This is a genomic window from Sphingomonas sp. (assembly GCF_042096255.1).
Taxonomy (GTDB): Bacteria; Pseudomonadota; Alphaproteobacteria; order Sphingomonadales; family Sphingomonadaceae; genus Sphingomonas.
On sequence record NZ_JBELLZ010000037.1, the window covers coordinates 1 to 15,538 of the forward strand.

A 15,538-nucleotide genomic window follows, 5' to 3' on the forward strand; every position below is an offset into this window, starting at 1 on the left:
AGCGTCGAGCCCAGCTCAGATGGCGATGCCGCCACCTTGATGCCAGCCTCCTCCATCGCCGCGATCTTGTCCTCGGCGCCGCCCTGGCCGCCCGAGACGATCGCGCCGGCATGGCCCATGCGGCGGCCCGGAGGCGCGGTGCGGCCGGCGATGAAGCCCGCCATCGGCTTCTTGCGGCCGCGCTTCGCCTCGTCCTTCAGGAACTGCGCGGCCTCTTCCTCGGCCGATCCGCCGATCTCGCCGATCATGATGATGCTCTCGGTGGCGTCGTCGGCCAGGAACAGCTCCAGCACGTCGATGAAGTTGGTGCCGTTGACCGGATCGCCGCCGATGCCCACCGCGGTGGTCTGGCCCAGGCCTGCGTTGGAGGTCTGGAACACCGCCTCATAGGTCAAAGTGCCCGAGCGCGAGACGACGCCCACCGAGCCCTTCTTGAAGATGTTGCCCGGCATGATGCCGATCTTGCACTCGCCCGGGGTCAGCACGCCCGGGCAGTTCGGGCCGATCAGCCGCGACTTGCTGCCGCTGAGCGAACGCTTCACGCGCACCATGTCCAGCACCGGAATGCCCTCGGTGATGCACACAATCAGCGGCACCTCGGCGTCGATCGCCTCCAGGATCGAGTCCGCGGCGAAGGGCGGCGGCACGTAGATCACCGACGCGTTCGCGCCGGTCTTGCTCACCGCCTCGGCGACCGTGTCGAAGTTGGGCAGGCCCAGTTCCTCGTGGGTGGTGCCGCCCTTCCCCGGCGTGACGCCGCCGACCATCTGCGTGCCGTAATCCAGCGCCGCCTTGGTGTGGAAGGTGCCGGTCTTGCCGGTCATCCCCTGGGTGATGACCTTGGTGTTCTTGTCGACGAGGATGCTCACGGTCTCTTTGTCTCCGTAGCTTAGTTCAGCGCGTTGACGGCGGCAGATGTCCAGCCGTCGGCGGTTGTCAGACTGACTTCGTGGCGGCCCGAGCGAGTTCGGAAGTCACCGATCCGGGCCTCACCCTTCACCTTAGCGAGCTTCTTCCCGACCTTCTCGGCCTGACGCGGGCTGATGTGCGTCAGCGCAGCGAGGTACTGATCCCCCTCCACGACCATCGCGCAAAAGCCGGCAAAGGGGTTGGCCTTCCGGTCGCCGCCCGTCGGAAGGATCAAAAACCCGCGGCCCGTCTTAAGGGCGAAGATCCTGTTCGGAAGGTCGTCGGAGGCGCTCACCTGGAGCGCACCGGCACCAACTGAGGCCAGCAGCTCGGTGTCGATCAGGTTCTTACCCAGCGCATGCTTCGCGCCCGCCGGAATCTCTCCCGCTGAGCTTTCCCGAACCATCGCCGAGGGGAGCCTGGACACTCCCTGCATGCAGACCGACGCGAACGTGGCCCACGGATCGGCGGACTGCTCCGCCGTCACCGCTTGTGCAAGGAGAATGAGCGAAAGCAAGGCTCAGGCCAGCGAGCTATCGATGCTGCGGCACGCGACCAGCAGTTCCTTGACCGCATCGACCGAGACCTGGAGATTGCCCTTGGCTTCCTCGTCCAACTCGATCTCGATGATCTTCTCCGCGCCGCCCGCGCCGATCATCACCGGCACGCCGACGTAGAGGTCGCTGACGCCATATTCGCCGCTGACATAAGCGGCGCAGGGCAGGATGCGCTTCTGGTCGTTCAGATAGGCCTCGGCCATCGCGATGCCGCTGGTCGCGGGCGCGTAGAAGGCCGAGCCGGTCTTGAGCAGGCCGACGATCTCGCCGCCGCCGCCGCGGGTGCGCTTCACGATCGCGTCGATCTTCTCCTGGGTGGAGAGGCCCATCTTGATCAGGTCGGGCACCGGGATGCCGTTGACCGTCGAATATTGCACCACCGGCACCATCGTGTCGCCATGGCCGCCGAGCACGAAGGTGTTGACGTCCTTGACCGAGACCTGGAACTCGTCGGCGAGGAAGTGGCTGAACCGCGCCGAGTCCAGCACGCCCGCCATGCCGACCACCTTCTGGTGCGGCAGACCGGAGAATTCGCGCAGCGCCCAGACCATCGCGTCGAGCGGGTTGGTGATGCAGATCACGAAGGCGTCGGGGCAATTGTCGCGGATGCCCTCGCCAACCGCCTTCATCACCTTGAGGTTGATGCCGAGCAGGTCGTCGCGGCTCATGCCCGGCTTGCGCGCCACGCCGGCGGTGACGATCACCACGTCGGCGCCGGCGATGTCGGCATAATCGTTGGAGCCGGTGATCTTCGCGTCGAAGCCCTCGATCGGCCCGCACTGGCTGAGATCCAGCGCCTTGCCCTGCGGCAGGCCCTCGGCGACGTCGAACAGGACGATGTCGCCCAGTTCCTTCTTCGCGGCGAGGTGCGCCAGCGTGCCGCCGATGTTGCCGGCGCCGATCAGCGCGATCTTCTTGCGGGCCATTCCAGTCCTTTCCGTAGCGGCGCCGCGCTCACTCAGATTGGGCGAACGCCTGTTGTCCCGCCGGCCTTAGGCCGATCGCCCGGACGGGGCAACCGCTAAACGACGAGATTTGCAGCCATTAATGCGACTGGTTCGCATGAGCAATAAACCTCCGTGCTGGCGGATTCGCGAGAGCCTTCCTAGATGCCGCCGCCATGACAGACACAAGAGTACCCAGCCGCGTCTTCCCACGCGCCAGGCAGGACGCCGAGTCCGCCCGCACCGCCGTCTCCACCCCGCAGACCGAGCATCCCGCCTACAAGCTCGCCTTCCAGGACATGGAGTTCCTGCTGCGCGAGGACCTGCGCCCGGTGCGCTTCCAGCTCGAATTGCTCAAGCCTGAGCTGATCCTCGACGAGGCGCATATCGGCTCCACCTTCGTCTTCTACGGCTCGGCGCGTATCCCGGAGCCGGCCAAGGCACAGGCCTTGCTGGACATGGCCAGCGATCCGGTCGCGAAGCGCCGCGCCGAGAGCCTGGTCGCCAAGTCGCAATACTATGAGATCGCGCGCGAGCTGGCGCGCCTATGCTCGAACTTCCCGCGCGACGAGAAGGGCCTGCGCCACTTCGTCGTCTGCTCGGGCGGCGGCCCCTCGATCATGGAGGCGGCGAACCGCGGCGCGGCGGACGTGCATGCGGAGTCGATCGGGCTCAACATCGTGCTGCCGCATGAGCAGGCGCCCAACCCGTACGTCACGCCCTCGCTGTCGATGCAGTTCCACTATTTCGCGCTGCGCAAGATGCACTTCCTGCTGCGCGCCCGCGCGCTGGCCGCCTTCCCCGGCGGCTTTGGCACCTTTGACGAGCTGTTCGAACTGCTCACGCTGATCCAGACCGGCAAGGTCGCGCCCATCCCGGTGCTGCTGTTCGGCCGCGAATTCTGGCAGCGCGTCGTCAATTTCGAGGCGCTGGTGGAGGAAGGCGTGGTCTCCGAGCGCGACCTCGGCATCTTCCGCTTTGTGGACACTGCGGCGGAAGGCTGGGCGGTGGTGCAGCAATTCTACCGCGAGCGGGCGGAGAAGGAGCCTCAGCCGCCGGCCTGATCGCCCGGCGGCCGGGCGGGCTGCTCGATCCCGGAGATGTCCTTGCGGGAGCTCTCCAGCGCGCCCCGCATGCGCACCAGCGGATGGGTCATGCGGTAAGCGGTCACCACGCTCCACTGCGGCGCATCGGGGCCATCGGCCAGCGCGCGATGGGTCTCCATCCAGGTGCCCGCACCGGCCGCCTCCACGTCTGCGCGCGAGATGCCGTAGCGGAGCAGCCGCCAGTCGACATGGCCCTCGAACCCGTCGCGCACCACCGCACGCAGCAGCTTCTTGGCCCCCCGCGGGGTGAGGAGGTAGCCGTCGCCGCCGGGCGCCGCGCGTGCCGCACCGAGCGCAAGCCGATGCGGCAGGACAGTCCGCGCCGGAACCACGGCCAAACTGTCGCGGTCGCCGTGCGGGTCGGCCATGCGATGGTTGATGAACAGCAGTTCGCAGTCGCTCGGGATCGCAGCCTTCAGCAGCCGAATCAGCCCGGCAGGGCGCACATCGTCCTCAACCACGATCGCCGCCTCCTCCCCGGCCGCGATCGTCTCCCAGGCCTGCACGTGCGCCATGAATGTGCCCAGCGTGCCGGCCTGCACGAACTTGCCGCGCGTCAGGAATTGGCTGGCGGTCCTCGGCATGCCAGGAACAACCCCAGGCGAGCGCGTCAGCCTGAAGTTCTCCGCATGGGCGAAGGCTTCCAGCGTTTGCACCATCCGATCGGCATCGCGTTCCAGGTTGATGACGAGGATGGGAACCGGAAGCTGAGTGAAAATCCTGTTCAAGCTGCGATCCATCGCTATGGAAGTGCGCTCCCAAGCAGATCGCCTCGCCGGTTACCAGTCCGGAAAGGCATAGCTGCGGATCGAGCCGCTGCGACGTCGGGAGGACGGATCGCCTGCCGATGGCGACGGCTGCGAACTGAGAGGAAGGACGGCGGGGATGAGCGACTTGGCACCAGGCGGGCGACTGGCGATTATCCACATCGGTCCGATGAAAACCGGCTCCACCTCGATCCAGACCTGGCTGGCGCGCGCAAGGCGTCCACTGGAGCAGCATGGCGTGTATGTGCCGATGCATTCCAAGTCGACCAATCTGTCCCGACTCTCCCGTACGTTCCAAGCGAGCGCAGGCGAGATCCGCAAGGATCGGGTGCCCGCGAACGCAATGGCCGCCCGCGAGCTCTTGATGGCCGATCTGAAGGCCCTTCCGACAACCGCACATACCTGTGTCTTCTCCGCCGAGATGTTCGCGCACATGATGAAACGTCCGTCGATCGAACAGTTGAAGGAGGCGCTGGAACCCTATTTCGATCGATGGCTGGTGGTCATCTACCTGCGCCGGCAGATAGATCTGGCCGTTTCGCGCTTCAGCACGAGCTCGCGCCAGGGGAGAAAGGCGAAGCTCGCGCGTCCCTTTGACTATGCTCGCGTGTTGCACGACTGGTCCGCCGTATTCGGCCGTGAAGCAATTCGGCCCCGGCTGTATAGCCGCGACGAACTCGTCGATGGAGATGTGGTCGCCGACTTCATCGCCACCGCGGGCCTCCCGCAGATCAGATCACGCGCGCAGGCTCGTGAGCGCAATCCTTCACTGAAGCCCGAGGCACAGGTCTTCCTTGATGCGCTGACCCGGAGATTGAAGGCGGACGGGAGCAGTATTCGCACGATCCAGCAGCGTGGTGCGGTGCTCGGCGCACTGAATTCCCATCACTCCGGACCGGGCCGCCAGCCCCGACGCGAAGAAGTCATCCGCTTCATGGCGCAAGCCGAGGAGACGAACGAGCAGGTTCGGGCCGAGTGGTTTCCGGACCGGCAGGCGTTGTTCGACAGTGAGTATTCCAAATTTCCCGAAACCGATCCGGCCGAGCCGACGGCCGAAAAGCTGCTCGAGGTTGCACTGGACGTTCTGTCCGCGCTGCTCGGGACCGATCGCTCGGCGAAAGGGGCAGAGACGCCTGCTGGCCTCAGGTCCAACCGCGTGAGCCAAGCCAAGGAAGCAACCAAGCGCCCGGCACGCCGAACCGCCAAGCGAGCGGCGCAACAGACATCCGCTTAATGCGCTTGCGCATGCGGTGGGTCGCCGATATAGGCCCGCCACCAAGCTCGCGGCGGCCTCGCCGGCCCGCGACCCTTACTCCGTCGGGGAGTAGCTCAGCCTGGTAGAGCACTGCCTTCGGGAGGCAGGGGCCGGAGGTTCGAATCCTCTCTCCCCGACCATCGTCATCGTCGTTTTCGCCGCATGTTCGTCATCGGCGCCTTGCCCGACGGCAGGTGATGCCCCGATGTTCGCGCGGCGGCGTGCCCGGCTTGTGATCGGGCTGGAATTTGCTAGGCGCGTCGCGGGCAAGCAAGACAGGAACGACGAATGGCGAATGCGGCCGTCTCGGAGCAAACGACTTCTCAGCCGATGCCACCGGTTGGTGCAATCGCACCCGCAGCGCCTCAGGGTACGGTCGTGAAGGTACCCGTAAGGGTCGAGAATGCCACGATAGAGTTCCCCGTCTATCAAGGCGGCACCGGACCCTCCTATTTCTGCCTCGGCGTCCGCAAGTCGGGCAGCACGATGCTTCATCGCATCATGAACTTCCTCGCGAATCGCAACCACATCAACGTTGTGGACGTGCCGAGCACCTTCTTTCGCAACGGCTTCACCGTGGCGCACTGGCAGGCGCTGGACCTCGAACCGCTGCTCGCGCCCGCCAACTGCTATATCGGCTTCCGCACCTTTCCTGACACGATCGCACAGACGGAGGCATATCGCGACGGGCTGAAGGTCTTCATGTTCCGCGATCCGCGCGATGCGCTGGTCAGCCAATATTACAGCGACGCCTATTCGCACGACCTGCCCAAGCAGGACAGCGAAGGGCACGAGCTTTTCCTCAAGAAGCGCGAAGAGGCCCAGCAGGCGGACATCGACGCCTGGGTGCTCGAGAAGGTCGGTGGCATCCGCAAGACCCTAATGTCCTACAAGGACGCGCTGAGCGATCCGAAATGCCTGGTGCTCCGCTATGAAGACTATGTCTTCCAGAAGCGCCGCATGATCATGAAGATCATGAACCATTTCGGCTGGACCACCGAACCGGGGCGCATCAACAAGCTGCTCGCCGAAGTGGACGTTATGCCGGAGGGCGAGGACAAGTCTCGTTTCGTCCGCAAGGTGATCCCCGGCGATCACAACGCCAAGCTGAAGAACGAGACGGTACGACGGCTTAACAAGAAGCTCGCGGAGGTAATGGAACTGTACGACTATTACTAAGGCTCGCACGGCCGGGGGGCGTAGATCGAGACGATGACCAATCTGGTACCCATTGCCATGCCGTTCGGAGAACGGACACTGACCTTCGACGTCAGCGCGCGCCGGGCCGAGCGGGCCTGGTTCGCACTGGGGGTTCGTAAATCGGGCAGTTCCATCTTCAGTTCGATCGTCAACGCCCTCGCACTGTTCAACGAGCTGCACACCGTCGACATCCCCGGCGTGATGTTCAAGCAGGCGGTGCGCTATGTCGAGTGGAACAACCATCCACGCATCGCCGACCTGCTTTGGCGCGGCAACGTCTATATCGGCTTCCGCGATCCTCCCACCGCCTTCTACTCGGATCCGGTGTTCCGGGACGCAAAGAAGATCCTGGTGGTGCGCGATCCGCGCGACGCGCTGGTCAGCGAATACTTCTCCAACGCTTTCTCGCACTCGCTGCCTACGGCGGCAGATGGCAATTCAGTGCTCGAACAGCAACGCCGCCGCGCGCTTCAGTCCAGCCTCGAGGCCTATGTGCTGGAACGGGTGGACCAGCTCAACCGCACCGTCGCGGGCTACAAGCACCTGATCGGCGATCCGAACCTCCTCGTGCTCCGCTACGAAGAGGTGATTTTCGACAAGGCGGCCTGGATCGGCGAGATCGTCCGCCACTTCGGCTGGAAGGCGAGCGACCAGCTCGTCGGCAACATTCTCGGCTGGGCGGACGTGCGCCCGACGGCAGAGGACCCAAAGGCGTTCGTGCGCCGGGTCGCACCGGGCGACCATCTCGACAAGCTGTCTCCCGCCGTGATCGCGCAGGTCGACGCCAAACTGTCGGACGTCTGGCCCGGGCTCGGCTATGCGATCGGGCGCTGAGGGACACGGGGAAGCGAACGTGGCAACCAACCTGAGCACTCCCGACCAAGTCCGGTCGCTGACCCTGGACGACGCGCGCGCGCAGTTCGAGCGGGCGCAGGCCGATCTGGAGGCGGGCCGTCTCGCGGCAGCGGAAGAGGCGCTGGCCGGGATCGTCGCTTCAGGGCATTTCGCCGAATGGGCGAACTTCTTCCTCGGCCGCACGCGCCAGCGCGCAGGCGATCTGCCGGGTGCGCTGGACGCGTTCACCGCCGCTGTTGTGGCGGAGCCGGCGCTGTTCTGGGCACATTACGAGCGGCTGGTCACCGCGCGGATGCTGGGCGCCGACGCGGGCCGCCTCGCTGGCCTCGTCGGGTCGATGGCGGAGCTGGAATGGGAGACGCTGGCACACGGCCATACCGCCGAGATCGAGGCGGTCGCCGACGTGCTGTGGGCCGCGGGCATGCAGCCGCTGGCGATCTCGCTTGCCGAGCACGTCCCCTATCAGCTGCTTAGCATCCGCTGGCGCGAGCGGCTGGCGCATGCGGGCAGCACGCAGGCGGCTCCGACTCCCGACGTCGACACCCCCGCAGGCGTGCCGCAGACCGATCAGGAGGCCGCCGACCTCCTCGTCCATGCCCGCCAGCGGTTCGAAGGCGGGAAGATGCGCGAGGCCGCGGCCTGCTTCGAGGCGCTGGTCGCATCGGGCCGGCTGGCGCACTGGGGCCATTTCTACCTCGGCCGCATCTATACCGGCGAGGCAGACCAGGGCCGCGCGCTGCGCGCCTTCGATGCGGCGCTGCATCTCGAACCCGGCCTGTTCTGGGCGCATTACGAGCGCCTCGTGCTCGTCGCCGCGCTGGAGCCCGACGGCGCACGCCTCGACGAACTCGTGCGCACCTTTCTGGCGCTGAACTGGGAGCCCATCCACGGCAACCACGTGCGCGAACTGGAACGCGTGGCCCATGTCACCTGGGACGCCGAGGCACGCGATGCCGCCGCCCGGCTGCTCGCCAGACTATGGCCCTCCGCGGACCTGCAGCAGCTGGGGCTCATCCGGCTGATCGAAGGGCACGTCGATCCCAAGGTCGCGAGCGAGGCGGCCGAACGGCTCGAAGGCTTCTCCTCGCTGGATGATATCGCGCTGCGCATCCTGTCGAACTACCACCAGCAGCATGGCGACGTGGACCGCGAGGTCCGCATGCTGGAGCGCTCCTTCGCCAGGGCGCCCAAGGATTTCCAGACCTGGCTCGCTCTCGTCCGGGCGCACGCCAAGGCCGGGCGGCGCGAGCAGGCGCTCGCCACGCTCGATCAGGGCGCTTTCGCTCCGCGGCAGAAGCTGTTCGTCTCGCTGATCGCCAGCCTGGAGCTGGGCGATCTGGACGCCGCCTTCCTGGCCTTCCGCGATCATTGCCGGATCTACGCGGAGGTCCCGAAATTTCCCGGCATCCGCATCGCTTACCTCCTCGGTGACCAGTTTGACACCGTGCGCCGCAACGAGGTGCTCGGCATCCTGGTCGCCAATTACGAGGACGATCGCGATGTCGCGCTGGTCCGGATCAACGCGGCGATGCGCGACCAGCGCTGGGACGAGGCGCGCGCCATCTTCGATCGCTTCTTCGGGGAGGTTGCGGACCTGCCCCAGCCGGTGCGCCTCGCCCAGGTTGACATCCTGGCCTATAGCGGCCGCCTGCCCGAAGCCGCCGCGCTGCTGGCGCGGGAGCGGATCGACGGGGCGGTACCCCTGCCATTCCTGCGCTCCACCATCCGCATCCTGTCGGAACTGGACCGGTGGGACGAGGTATTCGACACCGGGGTGCGCCACCTGGCGGACGACCATTCGTTCGAGCATTTTCTCTCGCCGCTGATCCGCGCCTCGCGCAAGTGCGGCCGGGGCGAGGCGCTGCTTGAGGCGCTGCTCGCGCTGCCGCGTCCGCTGAAGCGCCAGCACAATGAGGCGCTGTATGCGGTGATGGAGGATCTTGCCGAGCAGGGCCATGCCGACATCATCGACCGGATCGGCGATCTGCCGCTGCCCTATGAGCGCGAGCATCGCATCCAGCTGAAGCTGCGCGGCATCGCCGGCTCCACGCCGGTCGCTAAGGACCTGTGCATCTACTATTGTGCGGACAGGAACTACCTGCTGCCCGCGCTGGTCTCGCTCACCGCCTTGGCGATGAGCAACGTCTCGATTACGCGGCGAGCGGTGTTCCACCTCGTGGTCGACAGCGAGGTGGTGTCGATGGCGCAGGCTTGGGGCGGCGCCATCGCGCGACGACTGGGTCTCTCGCTGGAGGTGACGGATGCGTCCACCATCGTCTCCTCTGCCGATCGGCTGCGCACCAGCTACGGCATCTTCACCGGCGGGCAGAGCCTCGCGCTCGCCGCTTACTACCGCATCTTCTTCGCGCGCTGGCTGTGCGACCAGCACCGCTACAGCCAAGCGCTGTACATCGATGCCGACACGATCGTGCGCAGCGGCCTGGATGAGCTGATCGTCTCCGACCGCGAGGCGCCGCTGCTCGCCCGCTACGAGATCGAGCGCCCTGAGGTGCGGCACGCCACGGAGGTGCACCAGCTCAAGGGACGCTATTTCAACAGCGGCGTGCTACGCTTCGATCTGACCGATCCCGAGCTGCCGGGGCTGCTCGACAAGGCCATCGCCGCCGCGATCGATCCTGAGGTGACGCTGATCTTCCAGGATCAGTGCGCGCTCAACATCGCCTTCGACACGAAGATGGCCGAGCTGCCGGAGCGCTTCAATTACTTCAATCCGCCCAGCGTCTCGGGTGACGGCATCTCCGCGACCGACGCCGTGATCGTCCACTTCCTCGATCGGCCCAAGCCTTGGGACAGCCTCTATCGCCGACGTGCACGAGAGTGGTTCGAGTGGTATGATCTGGTGCAGACGCTGCGGCAGAGCGAAGGAGTCGCCTGACCGGGCGCGCTTAGGAGTCAGATCATGGGAATGCTCACCCGGTTCGACCTGTCGACCACTTTCACCCAATTCTTCCTAGTCCTCACGGTCGTGCTGGTGCTGGTCGGCGTGCTGATGACGCGGATCGCTCCGAAGAAGCGGCGCCGGCAGCGCGGCAAGGTAGACGATCGCTTCGTCAACCGCGAAGGTCAGCTCATCGAGTGACGATCGGCGGCAGCCGACGACAGGTCGGCCCCGCAAGCGTCGTGATCCCATGGTCGGTGAACGCACGGCGCAGCGTCTCGCGGCCGCGCTCGAACGAATAGGTCGCCTCCACGAAAGTCCGCGCGGCGTCGTGCATGCGGGTCCACCGCTCCGGATCGTCGTATAGTGCCGCGATCGCGTCTGCCCACTGGCGCGGGGTCTCCGCGATCAGCGCCTCCAGCCCGTCACGCACGCCGGTGCCCTCGGCCGCGATCGGCGACAGCACCGATGGTACGCCGCTCGCCAGCGCCTCGATCACCTTGCCCTTGATCCCGGCACCCGAGCGCAGCGGCGCCACGAACACACGCGCGCGATCCAGTGCCCGGTCGACCGTCTCGATATAACCTTCCAGCACCACGTCCTCGGCCGCCAGCGTCGCGAACTCCGGCGGAATCGCGCTGCCATAGATGTGGAAGCGGATGCCGGGGCGGCTCACCCGCAGCAGGGGCATCACCTCGCGCACGAAAAATTCAACGGCGCGGCGGTTGGGCGGGTGGCGATAGCCGCCGAGAAACGCAACTCCCTCCCGCGCCGCATGGTCGGGCCCGGCCGCGCGTGGCTCCACCACCCAGGGGCAAAGCGCGACCTTCACCTCCTGCGCGTGCGACTGGATGACCGCATGCTCGACCGGATTGTACGACAGGGTCAGGTCGACGCTGCGCATCACCGCCAGCTCGGCCTCGCGCACCGCCTCCGCCTCCTCGCGCTTGCCTTCGCCCGGCGCATCCATCGCGTCGCGCATCGCGCGCAGGAAGTGCAAGTCGGCGTTGTTGAACACCACCGGCACCCCCGGATGGTGCCGGCGGATGTCCGCCATCACCTCGGCCGCCACCGAATATCGGGTGATGTACACTAGGTCGAAACTCGCGACATGCTGCGCCAGATACTCGGCCGCGCTCAGCCAGAACGGCGCGTGGATCGCCTCCACCCCCATCGCGGCAAGCAGGTCGTTGTACCGCCCCAGATAGGCGAGGTTCAGCGGCAGGAAAGTGGGGCGGTAGCCGAGCGACTGGAGGAGGCGTAGTTCCTGCACCGCGGCGTGGTGCCCGGCCGAGCGATCGGGCTGCGGCACCTCGGTATCGATCACCAGCACGCGTCGGGGATAGCTCCGCTCAACATCGATCGCCCGCCCCACGCCGGAATCGCCATGCGAGCGGATCGCCGAAGCCCAGCGCTCGAGGAACTTCGGCTGGTTGATCGCCTGGAAGCGCTTGATGCCCTGCGCAGCGATATCCGTGCCATTGGATACGCCCTCGTAGTGCAGAATCTCCGCCAGGGGCTGGTAGATCACGCGCAATCCGCGGGCACGCACACGGAAGGCGAGATCGGTGTCCTCGAAATAGGCTGGCACGAAGGCCCGGTCGAACCCGTCGAGTTCCTGCCAGAGGGTGCGGGGCAGCATCAGGCACGCGCCCGAACAATAATCCGTGTCGCGCAGGAAGTTGTAGCGCGGGTCGCGCGTGCTCCCCAGCCGGCCGTGGTTGGCAGCGCGTCCGTCGCGCCACACCAGCCCGCCCGCTTCCTGGAGCCGTCCGTCGCCATAGATCAACTTGGCACCGACCAGCCCGACATCGTCGTACAGGTCGAAAGGCTCGCGCAGCCGATCCAGCCAGTGCGGCGAGACCTCCGTGTCATTGTTAAGCAACACGACGTAACGGCCGCGCGCCACGGCGGCGCCCGCGTTGCAGGCCTCCACGAAGCCGCGGGCGGTCTCGTGCCGCACGATCCGGACGCCCTGCACGATCGCCGTTAGATCGAGCGTCGGGTCTGAGGAGCCGTCATCGACGACAATCACCTCCATGCTCGCGTCATTGGGCATGAGCGCCAGCGAGGCGAGGCACCGATAGGTGAAGTCGACCTTGTTGTGGACCGGGATCACCACGGAAACGTCCGGCGACGCGACGTCGGGGAAGCGCAGTGCGGGATAGACGCGATCCAGCCCGGCGTGGCGCGCGCCCTCCACGAGAAACGCGTGCGCCGCCTCGATCGTGCGCCAGTCGGCCGCCTCGCCTCGTCCGGCCTGTTCCGCGAGCGCGGCATAGCGCCAGTCGGCAACCGGAGACAGCTTGGCGCGCAGCGCGCGCCCGGCATGGTCCTGCAATACCGATCCTGGGGTCACCCAGGCAGGGGTGATCACCGCCGCGCGTGCGATCACCTGATCGCCCGCCATGACCTCGAACGCGTGGGGTCGCCCGTCGCAGATCCGATCCGGCAGGCGGAACGCGAAGGATCGCCGGCGTCCCGTGCCACGCGGCATGGTGCGTGCGACCTCCGCGCCATCCTCGATCAGGGATACCGCCAATACGCCGGACGCGTCCGGCGGAAGGTCGATTATGCCCTTGAGGAACGGCTCGGGCCCGGTGGGCAGGGCCAGCGGCGCCGCATCGATCGGGCCCTCGCCATGCACCGCGCCCTGGCCTCCTATCGCCAGCAACTCGCGCTCGGCATTGCCGGTGGTGTCCGTCGCGGCGCTGCGGAAGTAGAAATCGGCGGCGGCATCGGGACGGCCGATCGCCTTCATCAGATGTCCCAGGTTCAGCAGCAGGTCGGCATCCGAGGGGCGCAGGTCCAGCGCGCGCAGATAGGCCTGTTCGGCGCCGGTCGGATTGCCCGCCTCCTTGGAGACATGGCCCAGTTGCACCCAGATCGGAAAGGCCTCCGGGTTGAGGTCCAGGAACGCACGGTAGTGGACGCCCGCTTCCACCCACTCGCCCCGATCGCGCGCGCGGTCACCCAGCAGCTGGAACTCGCCACCGCGCACGCCGGCGCCCCCGCCGATCGCCTTTCGCAGGCGCGCGGGCAGCCGCCGCCTCATCTTGCCAGCCCAGCTCATGGATCAGCCGATCGCCTCGGGGCGCCAGGCAGCCTCCTCCTGCGCCTCGCGGCGGGAGGGCATCCACGGTCGGTCGCGACCGGTGCGATCGATGTGCCGGACGATCTCGACCATGGAGGGCTCGCGCAGCGTCTCGAACGGCGTACCGCCGCGCGACCAATAGGGGCTGACCCCGATGTCCTCGATCAAGCTTGTTCCCCATCTCCGCATCAGGTCGGCACGCTCGCTTTCATCAAAGGCAACATCGGCCTTGGTTGCGTTCATTCCCCGCGTCACCGATTCGAAGTGGATCGCCTCGATCCCCGGCTCGTAGCGGATAACCAGCCCCCGCTCGCGGAGCCGTAGGCAGAAGTCGAAGTCGCTGTGCGCGATCTGCATGGTCGTGTCGATCCCGCCGATCGCCTCGAAATCGTCGCGTCGCACCGCCAGGAAGGCCCCCGTCATCGCCACCGCCGCGCGCGGCACCACAAGGCGGCGGTTGGGGCCCGGATCGGTCGCCGGAACGCCGCGCCCCTCGTGCTCGGCATGATTGGGCGTCATGCCGAATACGATCCCGCCATGCTGCACCGTGCCGTTGGGGTAGAGCAGTCGTGCACCGACCGCTCCCACCGTCGGATCGGCCAGCGCAGCGAGCAGGATGTCGTCCCACCCTTCCGACAGCATCTCGATGTCGTTGTTGGCGAAAACGATCACGGGTGCGTCGCTGGATCGCGCGCCTTCGTTGCTGGCCAGACCCCAGTTGAACGGGCGGTCAAAGGGATAGCGCCGTGCCGCGCCGCCGCGCTCCAGTTCCTCCATCAGGGCCAGGGCGCCCGGATCGGTGCTGCGATTGTCCACCACCACGATGTCCAGCCGGTCGGGCGTTCGCGCCTTGCTGCGCAGCGTGCCGATCGCGCGGGAGAGCAGGTCGGCCGCGTCCCGGCTCGGGATGACCACCGCGACACGATCGTCACCCGGCGCACGGATCGCCACCTCGCTCGGCCTTGTTGCCGGCCCCAGATATCCCGGCTGCCCGTCCTTCAAGGTGTCCTTGCCCCCCCGCGCCGTCAGCGGCAGTTCCAGCCGGGTGGCGAGCAGGCGCGGCACATGCGGGATCCGGCCGTTCGCCGCGGTGATCAGGGCGCGCTGGTTTCCTTCCCCGCCGTCGAAGGTCATTGCGGTGCGCGCGACCAGCCCGGCGGAAGCCAGCACCGCCGCCGGGGCTGGCACCATCGTCAGCATCGCTTTGTCCAACGTGCCGTACAGCCAGGGATCGGCGCGGAGGTGACCTTCGTCGACTTCGGCGACGCCATGATCGTGATCGGCGAAGACGAGTTCCGCCGCGCACCGCTCCCCCGCGAACACCAGCCACGCCAACCCCACCGCATCAACCATCGTCCCCGCGGTGATCCACAGGCTCCACGCGGCGTCCGGTCGCTCGAACCGGTCCTCGCCCACGAACCGGAATCGCGCATCGACATCGGCGAAGCTGGCGACCGGATGGTCGAGGATCGCAGCTGGCGCGACCACAGTCGCGTGCCATTCGGGAAGGGTCTGTTCCTGGAGACTCCTCAGGGTCTCGCGCAGCAGGAACGGCGCGGCGTGGCTCGCATCGACCACGATGGCAATGGGCGAGTCGAGGCGGACGGGCCGCGGCGGCGGCCGCAGCGGGTGATCGCGGCGGAAGCGATCATAGGCTGCCAGGGGATAGGTCGCGCCCCCGACCAGGTCGGCGATGCCGCGGCGGGCATCGTCGGCGAGCTCCGCGATCCGGGCCGTCCGCTGCCATTGAGCGGCAGGACGCAGATCCACCTGCTGCCGCGTCGACGGTCTGGTCGCGTCCACAGCAGCGACGGGCACCTGCCTCGCGATCACCGAGCCGACCGCCGCGGCGGCGGACGAAGGCGCGATCACGTCGTTGTCCGGCAGCGGCGGCAGCTCGGGAAGCGTGATCGGCTCCAGGGTTTTGCGGCGCATCCGGCTACTCCAACGTC

At 66.9% G+C, this 15,538-nt stretch carries 12 protein-coding genes and 1 tRNA gene; 7 read left to right on the forward strand and 6 right to left on the reverse strand.

The annotated features are described in order from the left end of the window. From sucD to mdh, 3 genes are all read right to left on the reverse strand, one after another. A partial coding sequence (gene sucD, locus ACFDTH_RS08845) for a succinate--CoA ligase subunit alpha (RefSeq protein WP_375287169.1) occupies nt 1-869 on the reverse strand: 869 nt, incomplete at its 3' end. Between the two features lie 20 nt (nt 870-889). Further along, the gene (locus tag ACFDTH_RS08850) at nt 890-1,426 is read right to left on the reverse strand and encodes a hypothetical protein (RefSeq protein ID WP_375287170.1); all 537 of its coding nucleotides are present in this window, start codon (nt 1,424-1,426) and stop codon (nt 890-892) included. 3 nt (nt 1,427-1,429) lie between these two features. After that, entirely contained in the window at nt 1,430-2,392 is a 963-nt protein-coding gene (gene mdh / locus ACFDTH_RS08855) for a malate dehydrogenase (protein WP_375287171.1), read from the reverse strand. A gap of 194 nt (nt 2,393-2,586) precedes the next feature. Here mdh and ACFDTH_RS08860 point away from each other — a divergent pair, with 194 nt between their 5' ends. Further along, nucleotides 2,587-3,474, forward strand: a complete 888-nt coding sequence (locus ACFDTH_RS08860) for an LOG family protein (protein WP_375287172.1) — start codon at nt 2,587-2,589, stop codon at nt 3,472-3,474. Here ACFDTH_RS08860 and ACFDTH_RS08865 read toward each other — a convergent pair. Beyond that, entirely contained in the window at nt 3,459-4,256 is a 798-nt protein-coding gene (locus ACFDTH_RS08865) for a glycosyltransferase family 25 protein (RefSeq protein WP_375287173.1), read from the reverse strand. The genes ACFDTH_RS08860 and ACFDTH_RS08865 overlap by 16 nt on opposite strands. A gap of 145 nt (nt 4,257-4,401) precedes the next feature. Between ACFDTH_RS08865 and ACFDTH_RS08870 the strand changes: the two genes are divergently transcribed. From ACFDTH_RS08870 to ACFDTH_RS08895, 6 genes are all read left to right on the forward strand, one after another. Further along, nucleotides 4,402-5,517 carry a hypothetical protein gene (locus ACFDTH_RS08870; protein ID WP_375287174.1) on the forward strand — a complete coding sequence of 372 codons (1,116 nt, stop codon included), beginning with the start codon at nt 4,402-4,404 and terminating at the stop codon, nt 5,515-5,517. Nucleotides 5,518-5,601: 84 nt separating this feature from the next. After that, a tRNA-Pro gene (locus ACFDTH_RS08875) sits at nt 5,602-5,678 on the forward strand. 238 nt (nt 5,679-5,916) lie between these two features. Next, entirely contained in the window at nt 5,917-6,717 is an 801-nt protein-coding gene (locus ACFDTH_RS08880; RefSeq protein WP_375287175.1) for a sulfotransferase domain-containing protein, read from the forward strand. 33 nt (nt 6,718-6,750) lie between these two features. Continuing rightward, nucleotides 6,751-7,572 carry a sulfotransferase domain-containing protein gene (locus tag ACFDTH_RS08885; protein WP_375287177.1) on the forward strand — a complete coding sequence of 274 codons (822 nt, stop codon included), beginning with the start codon at nt 6,751-6,753 and terminating at the stop codon, nt 7,570-7,572. Between the two features lie 19 nt (nt 7,573-7,591). Further along, nucleotides 7,592-10,489 (forward strand): glycosyltransferase, encoded by a 2,898-nt coding sequence (locus tag ACFDTH_RS08890; protein WP_375287178.1) that lies wholly within the window; start codon nt 7,592-7,594, stop codon nt 10,487-10,489. A gap of 24 nt (nt 10,490-10,513) precedes the next feature. Continuing rightward, nucleotides 10,514-10,693, forward strand: coding sequence for a hypothetical protein (locus ACFDTH_RS08895; protein WP_375287179.1), 180 nt, complete (start codon nt 10,514-10,516; stop codon nt 10,691-10,693). On the opposite strand, the gene ACFDTH_RS08900 is transcribed toward ACFDTH_RS08895, so the two are convergent. Together ACFDTH_RS08900 and ACFDTH_RS08905 are read right to left on the reverse strand one after the other, a co-directional pair. Beyond that, nucleotides 10,683-13,565 carry a glycosyltransferase gene (locus tag ACFDTH_RS08900; protein ID WP_375287180.1) on the reverse strand — a complete coding sequence of 961 codons (2,883 nt, stop codon included), beginning with the start codon at nt 13,563-13,565 and terminating at the stop codon, nt 10,683-10,685. The two genes, ACFDTH_RS08895 and ACFDTH_RS08900, sit on opposite strands and share 11 nt — an antisense overlap. A gap of 3 nt (nt 13,566-13,568) precedes the next feature. Beyond that, complete coding sequence (locus ACFDTH_RS08905; RefSeq protein WP_375287181.1) at nt 13,569-15,521, reverse strand: glycosyltransferase; 1,953 nt, start codon at nt 15,519-15,521, stop codon at nt 13,569-13,571. Nucleotides 15,522-15,538 lie beyond the last annotated feature (17 nt).

Bases quoted from the DNA above. Each gene is read 5' to 3' on its own strand.
- mdh (WP_375287171.1), bottom strand. From the start codon at position 2,392: ATGGCCCGCAAGAAGATCGCGCTGATCGGCGCCGGCAACATCGGCGGC.
- ACFDTH_RS08860 (WP_375287172.1), top strand. From the start codon at position 2,587: ATGACAGACACAAGAGTACCCAGCCGCGTCTTCCCACGCGCCAGGCAG.
- ACFDTH_RS08865 (WP_375287173.1), bottom strand. From the start codon at position 4,256: ATGGATCGCAGCTTGAACAGGATTTTCACTCAGCTTCCGGTTCCCATC.
- ACFDTH_RS08870 (WP_375287174.1), top strand. From the start codon at position 4,402: ATGAGCGACTTGGCACCAGGCGGGCGACTGGCGATTATCCACATCGGT.
- ACFDTH_RS08885 (WP_375287177.1), top strand. From the start codon at position 6,751: ATGACCAATCTGGTACCCATTGCCATGCCGTTCGGAGAACGGACACTG.
- ACFDTH_RS08895 (WP_375287179.1), top strand. From the start codon at position 10,514: ATGGGAATGCTCACCCGGTTCGACCTGTCGACCACTTTCACCCAATTC.
- ACFDTH_RS08900 (WP_375287180.1), bottom strand. From the start codon at position 13,565: ATGAGCTGGGCTGGCAAGATGAGGCGGCGGCTGCCCGCGCGCCTGCGA.
- ACFDTH_RS08905 (WP_375287181.1), bottom strand. From the start codon at position 15,521: ATGCGCCGCAAAACCCTGGAGCCGATCACGCTTCCCGAGCTGCCGCCG.